General features: G+C 61.9%; 18 protein-coding genes. 14 read left to right on the top strand and 4 right to left on the bottom strand.

What is annotated here, in order from left to right:
* Positions 1-71 precede the first annotated feature (71 nt).
* Positions 72-1,175 (bottom strand): TIGR03118 family protein, encoded by a 1,104-nt coding sequence (locus FA94_RS31555; protein ID WP_051980969.1) that lies wholly within the window; start codon positions 1,173-1,175, stop codon positions 72-74.
* 485 nt (positions 1,176-1,660) lie between these two features.
* Here FA94_RS31555 and FA94_RS31550 point away from each other — a divergent pair, with 485 nt between their 5' ends.
* The 5 genes from FA94_RS31550 to FA94_RS31530 all read left to right on the top strand — a co-directional run bounded on the left by FA94_RS31550 (position 1,661) and on the right by FA94_RS31530 (position 6,070).
* Entirely contained in the window at positions 1,661-2,260 is a 600-nt protein-coding gene (locus FA94_RS31550; RefSeq protein ID WP_231585158.1) for a superoxide dismutase, read from the top strand.
* Between the two features lie 172 nt (positions 2,261-2,432).
* Positions 2,433-2,990 carry an RNA polymerase sigma factor gene (locus FA94_RS31545; RefSeq protein ID WP_035558943.1) on the top strand — a complete coding sequence of 186 codons (558 nt, stop codon included), beginning with the start codon at positions 2,433-2,435 and terminating at the stop codon, positions 2,988-2,990.
* On the top strand, positions 2,987-3,949 hold the full coding sequence (locus FA94_RS31540; protein WP_035558941.1) for an anti-sigma factor: 963 nt from the start codon (positions 2,987-2,989) through the stop codon (positions 3,947-3,949). The genes FA94_RS31545 and FA94_RS31540 overlap by 4 nt, the downstream gene beginning before the upstream one ends.
* A gap of 257 nt (positions 3,950-4,206) precedes the next feature.
* Positions 4,207-5,034, top strand: coding sequence for an alpha/beta fold hydrolase (locus FA94_RS31535; protein ID WP_051980967.1), 828 nt, complete (start codon positions 4,207-4,209; stop codon positions 5,032-5,034).
* Between the two features lie 130 nt (positions 5,035-5,164).
* Positions 5,165-6,070 carry a cation diffusion facilitator family transporter gene (locus FA94_RS31530; protein ID WP_035558938.1) on the top strand — a complete coding sequence of 302 codons (906 nt, stop codon included), beginning with the start codon at positions 5,165-5,167 and terminating at the stop codon, positions 6,068-6,070.
* A gap of 7 nt (positions 6,071-6,077) precedes the next feature.
* Here FA94_RS31530 and FA94_RS31525 read toward each other — a convergent pair whose 3' ends face one another.
* Positions 6,078-7,058, bottom strand: a complete 981-nt coding sequence (locus FA94_RS31525; RefSeq protein WP_035558935.1) for an aldo/keto reductase — start codon at positions 7,056-7,058, stop codon at positions 6,078-6,080.
* A gap of 270 nt (positions 7,059-7,328) precedes the next feature.
* On the opposite strand from FA94_RS31525, the gene FA94_RS31520 reads away from it, so the two are divergent.
* A complete protein-coding gene (locus FA94_RS31520) occupies positions 7,329-8,402 on the top strand; it encodes a purine-nucleoside phosphorylase (protein WP_035558932.1) in 1,074 nt (357 codons plus the stop codon).
* 239 nt (positions 8,403-8,641) lie between these two features.
* Here the strand turns inward: FA94_RS31520 and FA94_RS31515 are convergent, their stop codons facing one another.
* Together FA94_RS31515 and FA94_RS31510 are read right to left on the bottom strand one after the other, a co-directional pair.
* On the bottom strand, positions 8,642-8,956 hold the full coding sequence (locus FA94_RS31515; protein ID WP_035558929.1) for a DUF4148 domain-containing protein: 315 nt from the start codon (positions 8,954-8,956) through the stop codon (positions 8,642-8,644).
* A 235-nt stretch (positions 8,957-9,191) separates the two neighbouring features.
* Entirely contained in the window at positions 9,192-10,196 is a 1,005-nt protein-coding gene (locus FA94_RS31510) for a LysR family transcriptional regulator (protein WP_035558925.1), read from the bottom strand.
* A 173-nt stretch (positions 10,197-10,369) separates the two neighbouring features.
* On the opposite strand from FA94_RS31510, the gene FA94_RS31505 reads away from it, so the two are divergent.
* The 8 genes from FA94_RS31505 (at position 10,370) to FA94_RS31465 (ending at position 21,852) form a co-directional block, all read left to right on the top strand.
* Positions 10,370-11,224, top strand: a complete 855-nt coding sequence (locus FA94_RS31505; RefSeq protein WP_035563645.1) for an alpha/beta hydrolase — start codon at positions 10,370-10,372, stop codon at positions 11,222-11,224.
* 43 nt (positions 11,225-11,267) lie between these two features.
* Positions 11,268-12,488 carry an efflux RND transporter periplasmic adaptor subunit gene (locus FA94_RS31500; protein WP_035558922.1) on the top strand — a complete coding sequence of 407 codons (1,221 nt, stop codon included), beginning with the start codon at positions 11,268-11,270 and terminating at the stop codon, positions 12,486-12,488.
* Positions 12,489-12,545: 57 nt separating this feature from the next.
* Positions 12,546-15,731, top strand: coding sequence for an efflux RND transporter permease subunit (locus tag FA94_RS31495; RefSeq protein ID WP_035558919.1), 3,186 nt, complete (start codon positions 12,546-12,548; stop codon positions 15,729-15,731).
* Positions 15,732-15,744: 13 nt separating this feature from the next.
* Positions 15,745-17,343, top strand: a complete 1,599-nt coding sequence (locus FA94_RS31490) for an efflux transporter outer membrane subunit (protein ID WP_035558916.1) — start codon at positions 15,745-15,747, stop codon at positions 17,341-17,343.
* Positions 17,344-17,699: 356 nt separating this feature from the next.
* Complete coding sequence (locus FA94_RS31480; RefSeq protein ID WP_035558910.1) at positions 17,700-18,545, top strand: MetQ/NlpA family ABC transporter substrate-binding protein; 846 nt, start codon at positions 17,700-17,702, stop codon at positions 18,543-18,545.
* 41 nt (positions 18,546-18,586) lie between these two features.
* Positions 18,587-20,029 carry an LLM class flavin-dependent oxidoreductase gene (locus FA94_RS31475; RefSeq protein ID WP_051980966.1) on the top strand — a complete coding sequence of 481 codons (1,443 nt, stop codon included), beginning with the start codon at positions 18,587-18,589 and terminating at the stop codon, positions 20,027-20,029.
* 13 nt (positions 20,030-20,042) lie between these two features.
* On the top strand, positions 20,043-21,203 hold the full coding sequence (locus FA94_RS31470; protein WP_035558907.1) for a methionine ABC transporter ATP-binding protein: 1,161 nt from the start codon (positions 20,043-20,045) through the stop codon (positions 21,201-21,203).
* Positions 21,196-21,852, top strand: coding sequence for a methionine ABC transporter permease (locus FA94_RS31465; protein WP_035558905.1), 657 nt, complete (start codon positions 21,196-21,198; stop codon positions 21,850-21,852). Before FA94_RS31470 ends, FA94_RS31465 begins: the two co-directional genes overlap by 8 nt.
* Positions 21,853-21,871 lie beyond the last annotated feature (19 nt).

Raw genomic sequence — 21,871 nt, 5'->3', positions numbered from 1 at the left:
TACACGGGCCAGCCTGAATCAGGGCCGCCCGTGTCCGTATCCGTGTGTCGATCACCCGCCGCGCGACACGCTTACGGCGTCACGTCGATACGTCCATACACGCCACTCGTCGGCGTCGGCCCTGCCGCGAAAAACAGCGTATTGAGCGGCTGATTCGCGAAGCCGTTGCCGAAGCCGATGCCCCAGATGCCGGGCTGCCTGAACGTCGTGCCGTCCGTGTTCATTAGTGCGCCCGCAAACGCGCCGGTATTCGGATCGAACGCATTGATCGTGCCGTCGCCGAAGTTGCCCACCAGCAAGAGATTGCTCGCCGCGCCGAAATTCGCTGGCGCGAGCGCGACACCCCACGGCGAATTCAGCGTACCGGCAGTCGCGATGCGTTTGATGAAATTGCCGGCGGTGTCGAACGCGTCCACTACACCGTTGCCCGCACCGTTGACCTGCGTACGACCATCGGGACCGAGCAGCGCGTACGTGACGTACACCGTGCTGCCGATCGTCGCGATGCCGAACGGCGACAAGCCGGCCGGAAGATTCGGATCGCTGAAGTGACCGGTGAGCTGGATCTTGTTGAACGATCTGTCGAACACATCCACCTTCTTGTTGTGGAAGTCCGCCGCGTATAGCAGATTCGCGCCGGCGTTGGCGCCGATCGCGAGACCCTTGTAGACCGCGCCACCCGCGCCATCGTCAAAGGCATTGACGGCCTGGGTCGGCAAGACCTTAGGCGACCACGCGGCAATCGTGCCGGCGTCGGTCGCCCACAGGAACAGCGCATTGGACGAGGCACCGCCGTTCGCGCTGATCTGGAAGTCGGTGCTCTTGTTGAACACAATGCCGGTCGGACCCGCCGCGGCGCCGGCGGCATTCGGCGGAATGGTCACGACCAGCGACTGCACGACGCCGTTGCCGTCATACAGCGTCGACTTCTTCGTGTTGTTGTCCGACACCCACACCACGCCGGTCGGATTGAACGCGATACCCCAGCCGTTCTTCAGATTGGGATCGATGTTCGGTGCGTTCGCGCTGCCGTCCGAGACGAGCGTAGTGGCCTTGAATTGCGACGGCAACGTCGGCGTCGGAGTACTCAGGTGGTTGCCGCCGCCGCATGCGACGAGCGTGACGGCCGTGACCGCGCACAGTGCGGCAAGCACTGCGTTTCGATGCAGTTTCATAGTGGAGTTCCGGTAGAGGGATGAGCGCGTGCCCGCCGCGCCTTCACGAGATCAGGCGAGCGAATCGACGACGCGAGCCGCAACGGCTGCGAGTCCGTCGGGGTGGACCGCGGATCATTCGACCGTCCTTTGCAAAACGCACGGCAACGCGCTTTATTCCACCCGCACCGCAACGAATTTCTGTCTGCCGTCGTGGATGGGTTGCGGCTTGCCCATCGCGCGTAAAAAGTTGTTTTACGTTGGAATAGCCAGGCCAGGTCAACTGTTCTGTGTGAGTGGCCACGACTCACCGTCATTCGGGCGATGGCCGCGCTCTCTCCACCATCACGGTACCTGTCATGTTCAATTCGCTCATTTCCCGCCGTCGCCTGATTGCGACCGGGTCGCTGGCTTCGGTCGGTGTCGCGCTCTCCCGATTTGCTTTCGGCCAGACGGCGCCGACTGCCGCGAAGCCCGCGCTCAGCGTCGTGCCCGCATACCTCGGTGTGTCGCCGCAAACGCTGCCACCGCTGCCGTACGCGGAAAACGCGCTCGAGCCGACCATCTCGGCGCGCACGGTTGGGATTCACTACGGCAAGCACCATCGGGCGTACTTCGACAATCTGCACAAGCTGCTGGCCGGTACGCCGCTCGAACAGGCGTCGCTCGAGCAGATCATCGTGCAGTCGCACGATCAGCCAATGCTCGCCGACGTATTCAACAACGCGGCGCAAGCGTGGAATCACAACTTCTACTGGAACTCGCTGAGTCCTGCCGCGACCACGCCGAGCGCGAAATTGCAGGCCGCGATCGAACGCAAGTTCGGCTCGATCGAAGCGCTATCGAAAGCGCTCGTCGCGACATCGGCGTCGCAATTCGGTAGCGGCTGGGGATGGTTGGTGGTCGATCGCGGCGAACTCGCGGTCGTCAAAACGGGCAACGCGGAAACGCCGTTCACGGCCGGCCTCGCGCCGTTGCTCACGGTCGACGTGTGGGAGCACGCGTATTACCTCGACTATCAGAATCGCCGCCCGGACTATCTGGTGGCGACGGTCTCGCGTCATCTGAACTGGGCGTTCGCGTCGGCTAACTTCGAGCGCGTCTGACCGGGGTTGGCTCCCTATCTCACACGGCCGGATTGCCGGGTTCCATGCAATTTTTTGCGGCAGCAGCGGTATGACTAACGTTGTACAATCCGCGAACTTCGTGGCCTGCCCGCAACGGCCGTTTTTTCGGCCGCCTCGCCCGCCCGCAACCCCTGCTTCCAGCCAGTCAATCATGTCAACAGCAGATGCCGAGAATCTGCCGAATTTGCTGCCGGGCATGCTGCCGCGGCTGTGGGCATTCTCCTTGCGGCTGTGCGGAAATCAGCACGACGCCGAAGATGTACTCCAGCGCGCCTGCGTGCGAGGGCTCGAACGCGCCAGTCAATTGCAGCCGGGTACGTCGCCGCTGAGCTGGATGTTCTCGATCGTTCACTCCACCTGGATCAACGAATTGCGCGCGCGTAATGTGCGCAGCCGTTCGAGCATGGAATGGGACGATAACTTTCTCGAGACGGTGGCCGATCCCGGCGCGCGCAATCCGGAAGCGAGCTTGCTGAGCGGCGAGATCATCGCGGCCGTCGAGCGTTTGCCCGACGCGCAACGGATCGTGATGCTGCTGATCGCGGTTGAAGGAATGAGCTATGCAGAAGCAGCCGAAACGCTCGGCGTGCCGATCGGCACGATCATGAGCCGGCTGTCCCGCGCGCGCCAGACTATCGGCGTGCAATTCGGCGAGCGCGACGCGTCGGCGGCGCGCTCAACCGGCAACACACAGAGAGCGGCGCAATGAAGATCGATGACGCCATCCTGCTAGCTTACGTCGACGGCGATCTCCCGGACGACGAGTGCGTGAAAGTCGAACATGCGATTCATGAGTCCGCGGAGATCGCCTCGCGCGTGTCGATGTTGCGCGCGTCACAACTTCCCTATGCTGAAGCATTCGATCAGCAATCGCTGCCGCCAGTGCCTGAATCGTTGAGCCGAAGTGTCGACGAGATGATCCGTCAGCACCTCGCGAATGCGTCGGCGCAGCAGCACGCGGCCGGCGTTGCCGATGCGTCGTCCCGCAGCGAACCCGAGGAAGCGTCTTTGGGCGAGAACGTGCATCGTCTCAAGCCGCGCGCGAGATTGCTGCCTACGCTGTCGTGGCCGAAGCTCGCCGTCGCGTTCGTTGCGGGCGCATTCTGTTGTGGCCTTGCGTTGCGACTGGTGCCGCAATTGGCGGGCAGCGGCAACAACGGCAGTGGTGGCGTTGTCACTGCGTCGAACGACGCCACCATGATGCCGTGGATCAGGGCGGCCGCCGGCTACCAGCAGCTTTACACGCGCGATACGGTCGCGCTGTTGCAGCCCGACATGAACGTGACGACCGCCACCGTCGCCGACATTCGCCACGTCGACAACCTCGCGATGCAGATTCCCGATCTGAGCAGCCAGGGCCTCACGTTCAAGCGTGTGCAGCGCTTACGCTTTCATGACAAGGCGCTCGTGCAGATCGTCTATTTGCCGCAGAAGGGCAACCCGGTCGCGCTGTGCGTGCTGAAAGAGGCGAAGGCGGACGCCGCGCCGTCGGACGGCAATGTGCACGGCATGGCCGTAGTTTCATGGCGTCGCGGGCAACTCGGCTACGCGCTGATCGCTGAACCCGGCACAGTGGATCTCGACGCGCTCGGCAAGCAGTTGTTCAACGGCCAGGTGACGACTACGGTCGGCAGCAACGACAACAGCGCGCCTGATCCGCGGGCCTGATCCGATTGTGATCGACGGATGCGCCGAGCCGTTCAGGTTGGCCCGCGCGCGGCTTCGACGGCCGCGTTGAGCGCGATGAATTGATTCAAACGGTGCGATCGGCGGAATTTATCGGCTGTCGCGGCCGCAAAAAATGTTTGGAATAAAGCCGACGAAACCGGGTTAACGCTGGAGTCACGCGTAAAAACCTGGCTCCGTGTCGCGGTCACGCCGCGATATCGAGTTCGTCGACCTTCATCAATCTATTCCGATCAGTCATGAAATCCTTTCGCCTCCCGCATGTCGTTGCACTTGTCGCGCTGACCGCGCCGCTGTTCTTTAACGAAGCATCGGCGCAAACCACTCAGCCCGTGCGCGCCAACAATGTCGTTCTGGTGCATGGCGCCTGGGCCGACGGCTCCAGCTGGAACGGTGTGGTGGAGCGTCTGCAGGCGGCCGGCATACATGTGACCGCGGTTCAGAACCCGCTCACGTCGCTCGCGGATTCCGATGCGGCCACGCGCCGTGCGCTGGCTTTGCAGGACGGTCCGACGGTGCTGGTCGGACACTCGTGGGCCGGCACGGTCGTGAGCGACGTGGGCAACGATCCGAAAGTCTCGGCACTCGTGTATGTCGCCGCACGCGCGCCCGACGCCGGCGAGGATTTCGTTGCGCTGTCGGGCAAATTTCCGACCATGCCGGTTCGTGCGGGCGTCGAGAATCATGACGGCCTGACCACTATTTCCGAAACGGCCTACCTGCGCTATTTTGCAAACGGCGTCACGCCCGACCAGGCGAAAGCGATGTATGCGGAACAATGGCCCACGGCGGCTTCGCTGTTCGGTGAGCGGACCACGGCGGCCGGCTGGCACGTCAAGCCGACGTTCTATGCCGTGTCCAAAGACGACCAGACGATCTCTCCCGATCTGGAGCGGTTCCTCGCCGCGCGTATGAAGGCGAAGACGATTGAACTCGATGCGGGTCATCTGTCGCTCGTGTCTCATCCGCAGGAAATCGCCAATCTGATTCTGGAAGCGGCGGGTCACGAAGCGGGCGCGGTAACGACATCAGCAACGACCGCAACGACCGCAGCGGTCAAGAACTGAGTCTTGAGGCGGCAAGGCGATATTTACGCCGATATCGCCGCTGAGGTTTCTCGGTCAAGGTGGGGCGTGTTCGTCGTGTGGAGGCGGTGCGGTATGATTGGCGCCGACCCCACCGACACCCTCCACGACGATGAAAGAAGAATCGCCGAAAGCCATTTTCTACGCGCTCGCCGCCAACCTGGGCATCGCGATCTGCAAGTTCGCCGCCGCTGCGTTCACCGGTTCCGGTTCGATGTTCGCCGAAGCGATTCACTCGACCGCCGACTGCGGTAACCAGCTGCTCCTGCTATTCGGTCTGCGTGAAGCGCGCAAACCGGCGAGCCCGTTGCACCCCATGGGCAGCGGACGCGAGATCAATTTCTATTCGCTGCTGGTAGCGCTGCTGCTGTTCTTCGTCGGCGGCGCGTTCTCGGTGTATGAGGGCGTGCATCGATTGTTCGAACGTGAGCCGCTGCAGTACGCGTATGTCGCGCTGGTGGTGCTCGGCGTGTCGGTCGTGCTGGAGGCCTTGTCGTTGTGGGGCGCGGTGAAGGAAATCCGCAAGACGCATCCGGACAAAAGCATGTGGCGCTGGTTTCGCGAGACGCGCGAATCCGATTTACTGGTGGTCGCAGGTGAGGATATCGCGGCGCTGGCGGGGCTCGCGATGGCGTTCGTCGCCGTGCTGCTGACCATGGTGACCGGCAATCCCGTCTATGACGCGCTGGGTTCGATCGGCGTGGGGCTGCTGCTGATGGTGATCGCGTGGCTGGTGGCGCGCGAGGTGAAGTCGATGATCGTCGGCGAGTCGGCGAGCCCGGAAGTGCGTCGCGCGATCGAGGCGCATTTGCAGGCGCGCACCGAAATTCGCAGCATCATCAACATGATTACGCTGCAATGGGGCCGCCACGTGGTGGTGGCCGTGCAGGCCGAAATGATCGACTACGCCAGCGGCCGCGCCATGGTGGACGCGATCAACGTGATCGAGGCGGACTTGCAGGCGGCGTTCCCGCAAGTCCGCTGGGTGTTTTTCGAACCGGACGTGCCGCGCGTTTGAAGCCGGCTTACTTGAAGCCGGTCACCGCGTGCGGTACATACAGTTCTTCAAGCTGACGGATTTCGTCGTCGCTCAGATTCAACGACAGCGCGGCGACCGCATCGTCCAGATGATGCAGCTTGGTCGCGCCGACAATCGGCGCGGTAATCGGCTGCTTCTGCAACACCCACGCTAACGCGACCTGCGCGCGCGGCACACCGCGGTCGCTGGCAATCTTGCTGACGCGTTCCACAATCTTGCGATCCGCGTCTTCGGTCTGCGCGTACAGCGTTTGGCCGAATTCGTCGGTTTCGGAGCGTGCGCTTTCCGTATTCCAGTCGCGCGTCAGGCGCCCGCGTGCCAGCGGACTCCACGGAATCACGCCGATGCCTTCGTTTTCGCACAGCGGCAGCATTTCCCGCTCTTCCTCGCGATACAGCAGATTCACGTAGTTCTGCATCGTCACGAAACGCGTCCAGCCATGGCTTTCCGCGACGTGCAACGCTTTGGCGAACTGCCACGCGTACATCGACGACGCGCCGATATAGCGGGCCTTGCCGGCCTTCACGACGTCGTGCAGCGCTTCCATGGTTTCTTCGATCGGCGTCTCGTAGTCCCAGCGATGGATCTGATACAGATCGACGTAGTCCGTGCCCAGGCGCCGCAAACTTTTGTCGATCTCCGACATGATCGCCTTGCGCGACAGACCGGCGCCGTTCGGACCAGGATGCATGCGGCTGTTGACCTTGGTGGCCAGCACGATCTCATCGCGTTTGGCAAAGTCCTTCAGCGCGCGGCCGACGATTTCCTCGCTGGTGCCGTCCGAATAGACGTTCGCGGTGTCGAAGAAATTAATGCCGTAGTCGAGCGCCTGTTTGATGAAGGGCCGCGACGCTTCGTCGTCGAGCGACCAGGGGTGAGTGCCGCGAGTGGGCACGCCGTAGCTCATGCAGCCAAGACAAAGACGCGATACATCGAGGCCGGTACGGCCGAGTTTCACATAGTCCATCGTGATGCTCCAGGTACGAAGTGAGGTGCACAAAGGCGGTGCACCTTTGAACGGGATTTCATTCGGGGCATGCTGCGAACCATCGATTATAAGAACCCGGCGAGAAATGCGTATTGAGCCGATTTGCATGCGATTTCGCACAGCGATCACATCGAGCACGGGAAATGATGCGCTGCGTAGTGGCAAATGATTTCCTCACACCTATACTTCTTCCGGCTTGAAAGCGGCACTCTTTCCCAACCTGCATCACAAGCAAAAAGGAAGAACTCGATGCTGACTCGCACACTCGGCGCTTTCTGCGCTGTTACGCTCGCGGCCTGCGCGGTTTTTACGCCAGGCCCGGCCAGCGCTGACGACAACGGCGATGCCTCGCAAGCCGACGCTGGCTCGCACGGCCGCCCCGTCAAGGTCATGATCATTTCGATGTTCCAACCGGAAGGCCAGGTGTGGCTCGACCGGCTTGGACCGTGGCGCGACATTACGGTAGACGGCTTGTCGCCCGATTACCCGACCGTCCATTGCAACAGGCAGGACGTGTGCGTGATGACCACCGGCATGGGGCACACCAACGCGGCGGCGTCGATCATGGCGCTGACGTTCTCGCCGCGTTTCGATTTGCGGCATACGTACTTCATGGTCGCCGGTATCGCCGGGATCGATCCGCAGCAGGGCACGGTGGGTTCGGCCGCGTGGGCGAAATATCTGGTGGACTTCGGGATTCAGTGGGAGATCGATGGGCGTGAAATTCCGTCGAACTGGAATACCGGGTACCTCGGCATCAATACCACGGGTCCCACGGCGAAGCCCCCGTTGGACTATAAAACCGAGGTGTTCCAGTTGAATACGCAACTCGCCGATACGGCGTTCGCGTTGTCGCGTAACGTCGCCTTGTCGGACGACGCACAGGCTCAGGCCGCGCGGGCCAAGTATTCGTATGCGCCGGCTAACCGGCCGCCGTCGGTGGTTCAGTGCGACACGCTTGCGGGGGATACGTGGTGGTCCGGCACGTTGATCGGCCAACGCGCCCGCGACTGGACCAAAATTCTGACGGACGGCAAAGGGGTTTACTGCACGACGCAGCAGGAAGACAACGCCACCTACGAGGCGCTGAAGCGTGCTGCTTCCGTACACAAGGTCGATTTGAATCGTGTCGCCGTGCTGCGGGCGGGCTCCGATTTCGACCGTCCTTATGATGGACAGACGAGCGCGGACAACCTGCTCAACTACGCGTCGCAAGGTGGCTTCACGATTGCGATTGAAAACCTGTTCCGTTCCGGCAATCCGCTCGTGCAGGATATCGCCACGCATTGGGGCGAGTGGCGTGATGGCGTGCCGAAACGTTAGTTCTATCTAGCCAACAAACCTGGCTGCGGAGGATCGTCACCGCAGCCAGGCTCATCTGCTACCAACAACACACTTACCGTTGCGGCGCGCGGTACGGCGTCCAGACGGGTGCGTCAGTATCCCAATGGTCGAGTTCAGAGGGTGTCATGATGTGCTCCTTTTTGAAGAGTGCATGGTTGGCGCCGCGCTGAGCGTTTCTTTTGGAAACCGAATCATTGCGGCAGCTTCACTTCAGTGCGTTACTGTTTTTCGGCTACGCGCGTGACGTCGCCGTCGTGGCCTTCCTGCAGGGCAATACGTGCCGCCTGCGTTTGACCGACCAGGCCCTTGTTCGGATACGTGGTGCGATTCAGCGAAGGCAATGAACCGTCGCGATACGCGGCGACCAGTTCAGCCTGCACTTCAGCGCGCGTCTTGCCGGTCGCGGCCACTGTTGCGGCGGGTTGCGTTTCATAAGTACCGGCGCGGCCGATACCGCCGCCATTGCTCTGTGCGAATACCGGTGCGCTTGCAAGCAGCGAGAGAGCGAGACCTGCCAGGAGATTGCGTTTCATGATTCACCTCTGTCGATTCGTTTGCAGCGCAAGCAGCGCCGCGACAGGGTGAAATGTAGACTTCGACGCAGTGCGGATAAATCGCACTTTCGCGAAATGAATTGTCGCGATTCTGGAACAATCGTTGTGAAGGCCGCGCGAATGGCGGTAGATCGAGGTAACCGCGGCATTAGCGCCGCGGTTGGAATTCACTGTTCCAGAAACTGTACTTCAATTGCCGTTCAATGCTAGTTGCTCACGCAACCCATTCGGTGATTACGGGTGTGTCGAGTGTCGGTGCAGACTCGCGTTCTTCGAAAGTACGCTTCGTACAGGTTGCGTCGAGCGTACCGCGTCCGCTCAACAACGGGCAACGATCGAACAGCTCCGCAATCCAGTCTACGAAAACGCGGACTTTAGGCGACAGATGGCGACTGTGCGGATAGACTGCGGAAATTGGCATCGGCAAAGGCTTCAGTTCCGGCAACACTTCCACCAACTGACCCGACCGCAGATGCGGCAGCACCATGAAGAGCGCCGGCTGAATCAAACCGAAGCCTTCAAGTCCGCAAGTCACGTAGGCGTCCGCGTCGTTCACCGACACGATGCTCTTCATCTTCACTTCAACTTCTTTGCCATCCACCATGAAGGCCCAATCGAGCGTGCGTCCCGTGCGGCTTGAGAAGTAATTGACTGCTTTGTGATTCTCCAGATCTTCGAGTGAAGACGGCATACCCGCCCGCTCGATGTAATCCGGCGCCGCACAGGTCACCCCCTCGAACAGGCCGATACGTCGCGCCACCAGCGAGGAATCCTGTAGCGCGCCCACGCGTACCACGCAATCCACGCCTTCCTGCAGCAGGTCGACCGGGCGATCCGTCAAGCCGAGTTGCAGATCGATGTCCGGATAGCGTGTGTGGAATTCACACAGCGAAGGAATCACCAGCAGGCGGCCGATCGACCCCGGCATGTCGATGCGAAGCTTGCCGTGCGGCTTTTTATTGCCGCTCTGAAAACTGGCTTCGGTCTCTTCGACATCCGCAAGGATGCGCACGCAACGTTCGTAGTACGCCGCGCCGTCCGGCGTGAGCGACAGACGCCGCGTGGTCCGGTGCATCAGGCGCGTGCCGAGGAACGCTTCGAGATTCTGAATGATGGTAGTAACGGATGCGCGCGGCAGGTCGAGCGTTTCCGCTGCGCGGGTAAAGCTATTTGTGTCGACGACACGCGTGAACACTTGCATGGCCTGAAGCCGGTCCATTGCAAACCTCCGGAAGGGGCGGGCGCACCGGGCGGGAAAACGAATCCGCAGACAATCGCAGCTGATTGTTCAGGGGCGCCGAATTGTGTTGCCGGATTATAGGCATTTATTTACGAGTCTGCCGAACCCACAATTCGCACCATTGAAGTTCTATGCGCATTGCGCGGCTCGACATGGATGCATTTAAACCGCCGTACTCTTTCGTTCCCTCCAGCATCAGCCTGGCAGAGGCGGACAGCACGGCACTCGAAGTCACCGACGTGCAGATTGAAGGGCACGCTCAGGACATTACGTTGCGTTTGTACCGGCAAGGCAAGAAGACCGCACTGCCTGTATTGCTTTATTTCCACGGCGGCGGCTTTACGAAGGGCTCGATCGAGCAGGCCGACTACGCCGCACGGTATTTCGCAGAACACTTACCGGCACTCGTCGTGTCGGTGGGTTATTCGCTGGCGCCGCAGTTTCCGTTTCCCGCGGCGCCGGAAGACGCGCATCGCGCAGCGCTGTGGGTGCAAACGCGGGCGCGCGCGTTTGGCGGTAATAGCAGGAAGGTTGGCGTAGCCGGCCATGATGCGGGCGGGCAATTGGCCAATTGCCTCGCTTTCATCGCGCGTGATCGGGGTGACGTGCAGATTGCCGCGCAGGCGCTGTTCGGGCCGATGCTCGATCCGAGCCTCACGCGGCTCGGCGACGAAAAGCGGCTTGGCTCGGATATCACGGCTAAAGAGTGTGCAGCGTGTTATCGCGCGTACTTGCCGCAAGCGTCGCAACGCATGCATCCGTATGCCGCGCCGCTCGAATCGTGCCGTCTCGCGGGCCTGCCGGCCACGCTGATCGCGACGGCGCAAAACGACGTGCTGCACGTGGAGGCGGAGAAATACGCCAGCAGTCTGATCGATGCGGGAGTGCAGACCCAGGTGGTCCGCTATCCGAGCGTGTCGCATGCCGCACTGGCCGACCATCCGCCCGCCTTGCAGGAAGCGGTGCAATTTTTTCAGTGGCGCTTCGACGCACGCGCTCATCGATGAACAGAAATAAGCAGAAATCCATCAACGATACCGGGAGCTTTTCATGACTATTCTTCCTCTTTCCCGTCGCCGCGTGGCGATTGCAGCGCTTGCCGTCATCGTCGTGGCTGGGCTGGGAACGTTCGGCGCGATCCGCGTCGATGCGAGCTCGCCGGCCGCGCCGACCATCGTGCCGGAAGTCGACGTCGCCACGGTGGTGCAGAAGACCATTACCGACTGGCAGAGCTATTCTGGCCGTCTGGAGGCTGTCGAAAAAGTGGACGTGCGTTCGCAGGTGCCGGGCACGATCGTGTCCGTCAACTTCAAAGACGGCGCGCTCGTGAAGAAGGGCGACACGTTATTCGTGATCGACCCGCGTCCGTACGCGGCGGAAGTGGATCGCGCCGAAGCGCAACTCGCGGCCGCCCAGGCGCGCACGGGTTACACGCAAAGCGACTGGGAGCGTGCGCAACGCCTGATCGTCGACAACGCGATCGCCAAGCGCGACTACGACGACCGCCAGAACGCCGCACGCGAGGCGAGCGCCAACCTGAAGGCCGCGCAAGCCGCGCTCGAAACCGCCCGCATCAATCTCGGCTACACGAAGATTGTCGCGCCGGTGGCGGGCCGCGTGTCGCGCGCGGAAATCACGGTGGGCAACGTGGTGGCAGCGGGTGCAAGCGCTACGCCGCTAACCACGCTGGTGTCGGTTTCGCCGATCTACGCCTCGTTCGACGCGGACGAACAGACCTACCTGCAATACCTGAGTCGTGCGAAAGACGGCAGCAAGGTGCCGGTGGAACTCGGCCTCGCCGATGAAACCGGCTACTCGCGCAGCGGCACGATCGAATCGGTCGACAACCGTCTCGATACGTCGTCCGGCACGATCCGGGTGCGCGCGCGCTTCGATAACCAGGATGGTGCGTTGATCCCGGGTCTGTATGCACGCGTGAAGGTGGGTGGCAGCGCGCCGCATCCGGCGCTGCTGATCGACGACGCCGCGGTCGGCACCGATCAGGACAAGAAGTTCGTACTGGTGGTCGACCAGAGCAATCACGTCGTGTATCGCGGGATTTCGGTGGGCTCCATGCAAGGCAATCTGCGTGTGGTCAAGGGTGGTTTGCAGGCGACCGACCGCATCGTCGTGAACGGTATTCAGCGTGTTCGCCCAGGCGACATGGTGCGCGCCCACATGGTGCCGATGGACGCCGATCAGGATCCGAACAGCGCGCCGCTTGCCCAGACCCCCACGCAGGCACGCACCAAAGCGGACAAGAATTCGTGAGCCGAGTGCGCCGCGGTTTGAACTGAGCGGCGCATGCTCCAACGTTAAGAGCATCCCATGAACATATCCAAATTCTTCATCGATCGGCCGATCTTTGCCGGCGTGTTGTCGGTATTGATCCTGCTGGCGGGCATTATTTCGCTCTTCAAGCTGCCGATCTCGGAGTACCCGGAAGTCGTACCGCCGTCCGTGGTGGTGCACGCGCAGTATCCGGGCGCGAATCCGAAAGTGATCGCCGAAGCCGTCGCTTCGCCGCTCGAAGAGCAGATCAACGGCGTCGAGAACATGCTGTACATGCAGTCGCAAGCCAATAGCGACGGCAATCTCACGCTGACGGTGACCTTCAAGCTCGGCACCAATCCGGACCTTGCGACGCAACTGGTGCAGAACCGCGTCAATCAGGCGCTGCCGCGTCTGCCGGAAGACGTGCAACGGCTCGGTATCACCACAATCAAGAGCTCGCCCACGCTGACCATGGTGGTCCACCTGATCTCGCCGAATAACCGCTACGACATGACGTATCTGCGCAACTACGCGCTGCTGAACGTCAAGGACCGTCTGGCGCGAATTCAGGGTGTCGGCGAAGTGCAGTTGTGGGGTTCGGGCGACTACGCCATGCGTGTGTGGCTCGATCCGCAGAAAGTCGCGCAACGCGGGTTGACGGCGACCGAAGTGGTCAACGCGATCCGTGAGCAGAACATTCAGGTGGCGGCCGGTGTCATCGGCGCATCGCCTTCGGTGCCGGGCACGCAACTGCAGTTGTCGGTGAATGCGCGTGGCCGTCTGAAGACCGAGGGCGAATTCGGCGACATCATCGTCAAGACGACGCCGGACGGCGGCGTGACCTATCTGCGTGACATTGCGCGGGTCGAACTCGCGGCGTCGGAATACGGCCTGCGTTCGCTGCTCGACAACAAGCCGGCGGTGGCGCTCGCGATCAACCAGGCGCCGGGGGCGAATTCGCTGGCCATTTCCGATCAGGTTCGCGCCGCGATGAAGGAACTGTCGGAAGACATGCCGGCGGGCGTCGAATACAAGATCGTCTATGACCCGACGCAGTTCGTGCGTTCGAGTATCGAAGCGGTTATCCATACGCTGCTCGAAGCGATCGCGCTGGTGGTGATCGTGGTGATCGTGTTCCTGCAAACGTGGCGTGCGTCGATCATTCCGTTGATCGCGGTGCCGGTGTCGATTATCGGGACCTTCTCGCTGCTGCTCGCCTTCGGCTTCTCGATCAATGCATTGTCACTGTTCGGCATGGTGCTCGCGATCGGGATCGTGGTGGACGATGCGATCGTGGTGGTGGAGAACGTCGAGCGGAATATCGAAAACGGGCTTAGTGCGCGTGATGCGACCTACAAGGCCATGCAGGAAGTGAGCGGGCCGATTATCGCCATCGCGCTGACGCTGGTCGCCGTGTTCGTGCCGCTCGCGTTCATGACGGGCCTGACGGGTCAGTTCTACAAGCAGTTCGCGATGACTATCGCGATCTCGACGGTGATCTCGGCATTCAACTCGCTGACTCTGTCGCCGGCGTTGGCTGCGATGCTGTTGCGCAGTCACGGCGCGAAGGAAGACTTCCTGACTCGCGTGATGAATCGCCTGCTGGGCGGTTTCTTCAAGCGCTTCAACAAGGTCTTTCATCGCGGTTCCACGGCGTATGGCAAGGGCGTGACCGGCGTGCTGCGTCGTAAAGGCGCCATGCTCGCGGTGTACGCGATTCTGCTGGGCGGCACGGTGCTGATCTCGCACGTGGTGCCGGGCGGCTTCGTGCCGGCGCAGGACAAGGAATACCTGATCGCGTTCGCGCAGTTGCCGAACGGCGCGTCGCTGGACCGCACGGAAAAAGTGATTCGCGACATGAGCGCGATCGCACTGAAGCAGCCGGGCGTGGAAAGCGCGGTGGCGTTCCCGGGTTTGTCGGTGAACGGCTTCACGAATAGCTCGAGCGCAGGCATTGTGTTCGTCACGCTCAAGCCGTTCAAGGAGCGCGGCAACAAGACGCTCTCGGCGGGTGCGATTGCCGGTGCGTTGAACCAGAAATATGGTGCGATCAAAGACTCGTTCGTCGCGGTGTTTCCGCCGCCGCCGGTGCTCGGTCTCGGCACGCTTGGCGGCTTCAAGATGCAGTTGGAGGATCACGGCGCGGTCGGTTACGCGGAATTGAACAAGGCCGCGGAAGCGTTCGTGAAGAAAGCGGCGCAAACGCCTGAACTGGGCCCGACCTTCTCGAGCTACCAGATCAACGTGCCGCAATTGAACGTCGACCTGGATCGCGTGAAGGCCAAGCAACTCGGTGTGCCGGTCACGGACGTGTTCAACACGATGCAGATTTACCTGGGCTCGTTGTATGTGAACGACTTCAACAAGTTCGGCCGCGTGTACCAGGTGCGAGTGCAGGCCGATGCGCCGTTCCGTCAACGTGCCGACGACATCCTGCAACTGAAGACGCGTAATGCGGCGGGCGACATGGTGCCGTTGTCGTCGCTGGTGACGGTCACGCCGACCTATGGTCCGGAAATGGTGGTGCGTTACAACGGCTATACGGCTGCCGACATCAACGGTGGACCGGCGCCGGGCTTCTCGTCGGGCCAGGCGCAAGCCGCAGCCGAACGCGTAGCGGCGGAAACCTTGCCGCACGGCGTGAAGCTCGAATGGACCGACCTGACGTATCAGCAGATTCTTGCCGGCAATGCTGGCCTGTGGGTGTTCCCGATCAGCGTGCTGCTCGTGTTCCTCGTGCTGGCCGCCCTGTATGAAAGCCTGACGTTGCCGCTCGCCGTGATCCTGATCGTGCCGATGAGCGTGCTGTCCGCGCTGACCGGCGTGTGGCTCACGGGTGGCGATAACAACATCTTCACGCAGATCGGTTTGATGGTGCTGGTGGGCTTGTCGGCGAAGAATGCGATTCTGATCGTCGAGTTCGCTCGCGAGCTCGAACACGACGGGCACACGCCGCTGTCGGCCGCGATCGAGGCGAGCCGCTTGCGTCTGCGGCCGATTCTGATGACGTCGATCGCTTTCATCATGGGTGTGGTGCCGCTGGTGTTGTCGAGCGGAGCCGGTTCGGAGATGCGCCACGCAATGGGTATCGCGGTGTTCTTCGGCATGCTCGGCGTGACGCTGTTCGGTCTGATGTTGACGCCGGTGTTCTATGTGGTACTGCGTACGCTGGCGGGCGGGACGATTCACGTCGCGCAGAAGGATTCGCCGCACTATGGCGCGTCGGCGACGGAAGCCTGAGGAGAAAACAATAATGAAACGCTATGAATCTTTGAGCGGATGGGGCCGCGCGGCAACCAGCGCTTTGCTGGTCGCGTTGCTGGCCGCCTGCTCGTTGGAACCGACGTATAAGCGGCCGGATGTCGACACGCCGACGGCCTTCAAGGAAGCGCCGGTGACGACGTCGACGTCGGGCACGGCGGCATCGCCGCAAGAAACCGGCACGTGGAAAACGGCGCAACCCGCCGACGACGCGCATCGCGGCGAATGGTGGACGGTCTTCGGCGATCCGCAGTTGAACGCGCTGGAAGAGCAGGCGGCGGCCGCGAATCAGGACCTGAAGGCCGCAGCGGCGCGCGTGCAACAGTCGCGTGCGGTGACGCAAGCGGCGAAGTCGGACTGGTTCCCGAAACTCGACGCGGGCTTCGGCCCGACGCGCGAGCGTGCGTCGGCGGCCTCGCAGTTCTTGCCGGATAACGCGGGTGGCACGACCGGCACGATCTGGCGCGCGCAAACTACCGCGTCGTACGAAACGGATCTGTTTGGGCGTGTCGGTTCGAACGTGAACGCGTCGCGCGCGGACGAGCAGCAAAGTGAAGCGCTGTTCCGTTCGGTGCAGTTGTCGTTGCAAGCGGACGTGGCGCAGAACTACTTCCAGTTGCGCGAGCTTGACTCGGATCAGGATTTGTACCGCCGTACCGTGACGCTGCGCGAAGATACGCTGAAGCTGGTCGAGCGGCGTTTTAAGGAAGGTGATATCGGTGAGCTGGATGTTTCGCGCTCCCGCAACGAACTCGCGAGCGCGCGTGCCGATGCGGTCGGCGTAGCACGTCAGCGCGCCGCGTCCGAGCACAGCCTCGCGATTCTGCTCGGCAAGCCGCCGGCGGATTTCTCGTTCGCGGAAGCGCCGCTCAAGCCGGTCACGGTGCAGGTGCCGGCGGGTTTGCCGTCGGCGCTGCTTGAACGCCGGCCGGATATTTCGGCGGCGGAACGGGCAATGCAGGCCGCGAATGCGCGTGTGGGACTGGCGAAATCGGCGTTCTTCCCGAAGCTCGATATCACCGGTGCGTTCGGATTCGAGTCGGCTACGCTGGGCGATCTGTTCATGTGGTCGAGCCGCGCGTTCGTGCTCGGGCCGCTCGCGGGTGGCGCGTTGACGTTGCCGTTGTTCGACGGTGGGCGGCGTAAGGCGAATCTCGCGCAAGCGCGTTCAAAGTACGACGAAGACGTCGCGCAGTATCGTCAGCAGGTGCTGGTGGCGTTCCGCGAGGTGGAGGACAACCTGGCCGATCTGCGTTTGCTCGACGATCAGATGCGCGAGCAGAACAATGCGGTCGAAGCGTCGCAACGGGCGGCTCATTTGTCGCGCACGCAGTACACGGAAGGTGCGGTCAGCTATCTGGATGTGATCGACGGTGAGCGGCAGGTGCTGACTTCGCAATTGCAAGCGAGCCATTTGCAGGGCACGCAGGCGGTGGCGACAGTGAACCTGATTCGCGCGCTGGGCGGCGGCTGGGGTGATGTGAAGGCGCCGGATGCTGCGGTGGGTGCGGTGGCGCCGGCTTCGGGCGCGGCTGTGGTTTCGGCTGCGTCAGGCGCTGATGTGGCTGTGCAGCAGGTGGCGAAGCAGTAGTCCTCCATTCAGGGTACTGAACGGTGGTGGAAGCCGGGTCGCGCGGGAGCGCGGCCCGGCTTTTTTATTCCAAATCATTTTTCCCGCTTTCCTTCCAAAAATCCGTTCGTAGACCGTTGGTTTTCCGCCCTCTATGATGATTCGCACCTCATCTGGAGAGAGGCGATGACCTGTCCGACCTTCCGCTGTCCGCGCTGAGCGATTCGCGCGTCCTGTTGCTGCCACGACGCGCCGGCTAAGCCGCCCGTTGCAGTGTCCCGTTGCCCGATGCCGTACGGCTTGCCCGAGTTCACCTCGGTCAGGCCGTTGAATCCGCTCGCCTCGAAACGCACCACGTCTAACTCTACGAGCTCACCATGCGTATTCCTTTGCCCCAAGTACGGCGTTTTTTCAACGCACCGACGCTCGCGCTGATCGGCGCGATCACGTTCAGTTTCACGCTTGCGTTATCGGCCACGCACGCCCAGGCGGCCGATTCGCCCACGCTGAAAATCGGCACCGCCACCAGCCCGCAAATCGAGGCGCTCAAAGTCGCCGCGCGCGAGGCGAAAGAACAAGGCCTCGACGTAAAGATTATCGAGTTCACCGACTGGAATACGCCGAACGCGGCGCTCGCCAATAAAGACATCGACGTCAATTACTTCCAGCACATTCCGTTTCTCGAGAACGCGAAGAAGCAGGGCGGCTACAACTTCGTCGCGATCGCGCCGGGCACGATCATGAAGATCGGTTTGTATTCGAAGAAGATCAAACGGTTCGACGAGTTGAAGAATGGCGCCACCGTGGCCATTGCAAACGATCCAGTCAATGGCGGCCGCGGTCTGTTGCTGCTGCAACGCGCCGGACTGATCAAGCTGACGCCGGGCATCGACTATCGCGCGACCACGCTAGACATTATCGACAACCCGAAGCATCTGAAGATCGTCCAACTGGAAGCCTCGCAACTGGCGCGGTCGCTCGACGACGTCGATCTCGCGCAAGGCTACCCGAGCTTCATCAAGCTCGCGGGCACCGCCGACCCGAATAGCGCATTGCTCTTCGACGGGCTGGAGAACAAGAACTACGCGATCCAATGGGTCGTGCGACCGGACAGCGTCAACGATCCGCGTATCCGCAAGTTCATCGCGATCTATCAGCATTCGCCCGCCGTACGCGCTGCGCTCGACAAAGCTTTCGGCAAGCTCTACGCCGTGGCGTGGTAATCGCGGCGCGTAGATCAGAGCCGTAGAACAGGAGTTGCACGATGGCGAAGAAAAAGATCCTGCTGAACGCGTTCAATATGAACGCGGTCGGCCATATCAATCACGGCTTGTGGACGCATCCGCGCGACCGGTCGGCCAACTACACCGACCTCGATTACTGGACGAGCCTCGCGCAGACGCTGGAGCGCGGCAAGTTCGACGGCATCTTTCTCGCGGATATCGTCGGCGTATACGACGTTTATCAGGGCGGACCGCAAACGCCGTTGCGCGAGTCGGTGCAGATTCCGATCAACGACCCGTCGCTGATCGTGCCCGCCATGGCGCACGTCACGAAGCACATCGGCTTCGGCGTCACGTCGAATCTGACCTACGAGCCGCCGTATCTGTTCGCGCGGCGCATGTCGACGCTCGATCATCTGACCAAAGGGCGGGTGGGCTGGAACATCGTCACCGGCTATCTGGACAGCGCGGCGCGCGGCATGGGGCTCGCACAACAGATCAGTCACGACGACCGCTACGATCGTGCCGACGATTACATGGACGTGGTCTACAAGCTGTGGGAACAAAGCTGGGAAGACGATGCCGTGGTGCGCGACCGCGCGGCGCGCATCTTTTCGCACCCGGACAAGGTGCACCGCGTGAAGCACGACGGCCCGTACTATTCGATCGACGCGATTCATCTCAGCGAGCCTTCGCCGCAACGCACGCCGGTGTTGTATCAGGCGGGATCGTCGAGCCGCGGTGTCGATTTCGCGGCACGTCACGCGGAATGTGTGTTTGTCGGTGGACAGAACAAGCAGTTGACGCGCTCCATTGTCGACGACATTCGCGCGCGCGCGGTGAGCTTTGGACGCGCGCCGGACGATATCAAGATCTTCGCGGGCATTACCGTGGTAGTCGGTGAAACCGAGCGCGCGGCGCAGGAAAAATTCGAGGAATATCGCCGCTATGCGAGTGCGGAAGGCGGCATCGCGCATTTCTCCAGTTCGACCGGTATCGACTTTTCGCAATACGAGCTGGACGAACCGATTTTGTATGTGAAGACCGAGTCGATGCAGTCGGCCGTCGAAGCGATTTCGAAGAAGAGCGTGAGCGGCGTGTGGACCAAGCGCAAGGTACTGGAGCAGATGACGCTCGGCGGTCGCGCGAAGCCGGTGGTCGGGTCGCCGCAGCAGATTGCCGATGAGCTGGTGTCGTGGATCGACGAGGCCGGTGTCGACGGATTCAATCTGACGCGCACCGTCATGCCTGAATCGTTCGAAGACTTCGTGAATCTGGTGGTGCCCGAGTTGCAGAATCGCGGCGTCTACAAGGAAGACTACGATCCGGCGCCGACGCTGCGCGAGAAGCTGTTCGGCGGCGGCCGTGCGCGATTGCCGGCGGTGCATGTCGGCGCGCAGCATCGGCGGTCCGCGCAAAACAATCCGCAAACCGGTCCGCTAGTTAATGAGCAAGCTGACCTGCCCAACACTGTGCAAGTCTGACAGGAGCGCCGCCATGGCCCATATTTTCGACGCCCCGCAGTTCATCGAAGACTCGCCGTCTCTCGCCCCGAATCGCGATGCACCTCAGACGCCGGAACACATCGCCGTGGTATTCGACAACGTGAGCAAGCAGTTCACGAATGCGCGCGGCGTGTCGACCACGGCGCTCGCCAACGTCACGCTGAAGATCGCTCGCGGCGAGGTGTTCGGCATTATCGGCCGCAGCGGGGCGGGCAAGTCGACGCTGCTGAGGCTCGTCAACGGTCTGGAACAACAGGGATCCGGCGCGGTGCGCGTGAACGGCGTAAGCGTCGGCGAACTCAACGAGCGCGAACTCGTGGCATTGCGTCGACGCATCGGCATGGTGTTTCAGCACTTCAATCTGCTCTCCGCGAAAACGGTGCGCGAGAACATTGCGTTGCCGCTGAAAATCGCGGGCGTGCCGAAAGCGGAGATCGACAGGAAAGTCGCCGCGCTGCTCGAACTGGTGGGCTTGTCCGCTAAACGCGACGCTTATCCGGCGAGCTTGTCCGGCGGTCAGAAACAGCGGGTCGGCATTGCACGAGCGCTGGTCACGGACCCGGACATTCTGCTGTGCGACGAGGCGACTTCGGCGCTCGATCCGGAAACGACCCAGGCCATTCTTGCGTTACTGCGCGATATCAACCGGCGGCTCAATTTGACCATCGTGCTGATCACGCATGAAATGCAGGTGATTCGTGAAGTCTGCGATACGGTCGCCGTGATCGAACGGGGCGCCGTGGTGGAAAACGGTCCGGTGTGGCGTGTGTTCGGCGATCCGCACCACGACGCGACGCGCGCGTTGCTGCGCACGCTGGTGCATGACGTGCCCGCGGATCTGGCGGAACGGGTCAAGCCGCTACACGATCTCGCGCAAACCGATGCGCGGATTCTGCTGGACGTGCGCTTCACAGGCGCCGACGCGCACGAGCCGGATATCGGCGGCCTCACCTCGGCGCTGAGTAGTGAGGGCGGTAGCGTCAGTTTCGTGCACGGCGGCATCGACCGGATTCAAGGACATGCACAAGGGCGTCTGGTGGTATCGGCGCAAGTGCGGGAAAGCGCGGACAGTACCGTGCAGAAGCAGATCGCGACGCTGCTCGAACGCGCGCGCCGCTATGCGAACCATGTCGAGGTATTAGGCTATGTCTGATCTGTGGCTCTCCGAATTGGCCGATGCGATTCGCGACACGATCGTCATGGTGGGTGTGTCCGCTTTTTTCGCGGCATTGATCGGCATAGCGTTGGCGCTGCTGCTGGTCACCACGACACGCGGCGGTATCTGCGAGAAGCGCGCGGTGAACGGCGCGCTCGGCGCGCTGGTCAATGCGTTCCGCTCCACGCCGTTCATCATTCTGCTGGTCGCGCTGTTGCCGTTGACGCGTTTGCTGATCGGCACCACGATCGGCGTATGGGCGGCGATCGTGCCGCTCAGCATCGCGGCGATTCCGTTCTTCGCGCGCGTCGCCGAAGTAAGCCTGCGCGAAGTGGACCGCGGGTTGATCGAGGCCGCGCAAGCCATGGGCGCGCAGCGCAGGCATATCATCTGGCATGTGCTGTTGCCCGAAGCGTTGCCGGGCATTCTCGGCGGCTTTACCATTACCGTGGTGGCCATGATCGGTTCGTCGGCAATGGCGGGCGCGGTCGGCGCCGGCGGCCTCGGCGATCTGGCGATCCGCTACGGCTACCAGCGTTTCGATACGACGGTGATGGTGACGGTGATCGTCTTGCTGATCGCGATCGTGACGGCGGTACAGTTCGCGGGCGACCGACTCGTCAGGCGCTTCGCGCAGCGTGTGTGATCGCAGGCCGCTCCACTTT

This window comes from Burkholderia sp. 9120 (assembly GCF_000745015.1).
In the GTDB taxonomy this organism is placed as follows: Bacteria; Pseudomonadota; Gammaproteobacteria; order Burkholderiales; family Burkholderiaceae; genus Paraburkholderia.
Note: the sequence above shows the minus strand (reverse complement) of the source record. Positions and strands in the feature narration are given on the sequence as shown.

What these genes read in the sequence shown, in the direction of transcription:
- FA94_RS31510 (WP_035558925.1), bottom strand. Translation starts at nt 10,196, where the DNA reads ATGGACCGGCTTCAGGCCATGCAAGTGTTCACGCGTGTCGTCGACACA.
- FA94_RS31475 (WP_051980966.1), top strand. Translation starts at nt 18,587, where the DNA reads ATGGCGAAGAAAAAGATCCTGCTGAACGCGTTCAATATGAACGCGGTC.
- FA94_RS31540 (WP_035558941.1), top strand. Translation starts at nt 2,987, where the DNA reads ATGAAGATCGATGACGCCATCCTGCTAGCTTACGTCGACGGCGATCTC.
- FA94_RS31480 (WP_035558910.1), top strand. Translation starts at nt 17,700, where the DNA reads ATGCGTATTCCTTTGCCCCAAGTACGGCGTTTTTTCAACGCACCGACG.
- FA94_RS31515 (WP_035558929.1), bottom strand. Translation starts at nt 8,956, where the DNA reads ATGAAACGCAATCTCCTGGCAGGTCTCGCTCTCTCGCTGCTTGCAAGC.
- FA94_RS31505 (WP_035563645.1), top strand. Translation starts at nt 10,370, where the DNA reads ATGGATGCATTTAAACCGCCGTACTCTTTCGTTCCCTCCAGCATCAGC.
- FA94_RS31530 (WP_035558938.1), top strand. Translation starts at nt 5,165, where the DNA reads ATGAAAGAAGAATCGCCGAAAGCCATTTTCTACGCGCTCGCCGCCAAC.
- FA94_RS31490 (WP_035558916.1), top strand. Translation starts at nt 15,745, where the DNA reads ATGAAACGCTATGAATCTTTGAGCGGATGGGGCCGCGCGGCAACCAGC.
- FA94_RS31465 (WP_035558905.1), top strand. Translation starts at nt 21,196, where the DNA reads ATGTCTGATCTGTGGCTCTCCGAATTGGCCGATGCGATTCGCGACACG.
- FA94_RS31500 (WP_035558922.1), top strand. Translation starts at nt 11,268, where the DNA reads ATGACTATTCTTCCTCTTTCCCGTCGCCGCGTGGCGATTGCAGCGCTT.
- FA94_RS31535 (WP_051980967.1), top strand. Translation starts at nt 4,207, where the DNA reads ATGAAATCCTTTCGCCTCCCGCATGTCGTTGCACTTGTCGCGCTGACC.
- FA94_RS31545 (WP_035558943.1), top strand. Translation starts at nt 2,433, where the DNA reads ATGTCAACAGCAGATGCCGAGAATCTGCCGAATTTGCTGCCGGGCATG.
- FA94_RS31520 (WP_035558932.1), top strand. Translation starts at nt 7,329, where the DNA reads ATGCTGACTCGCACACTCGGCGCTTTCTGCGCTGTTACGCTCGCGGCC.
- FA94_RS31470 (WP_035558907.1), top strand. Translation starts at nt 20,043, where the DNA reads ATGGCCCATATTTTCGACGCCCCGCAGTTCATCGAAGACTCGCCGTCT.
- FA94_RS31555 (WP_051980969.1), bottom strand. Translation starts at nt 1,175, where the DNA reads ATGAAACTGCATCGAAACGCAGTGCTTGCCGCACTGTGCGCGGTCACG.
- FA94_RS31525 (WP_035558935.1), bottom strand. Translation starts at nt 7,058, where the DNA reads ATGGACTATGTGAAACTCGGCCGTACCGGCCTCGATGTATCGCGTCTT.
- FA94_RS31495 (WP_035558919.1), top strand. Translation starts at nt 12,546, where the DNA reads ATGAACATATCCAAATTCTTCATCGATCGGCCGATCTTTGCCGGCGTG.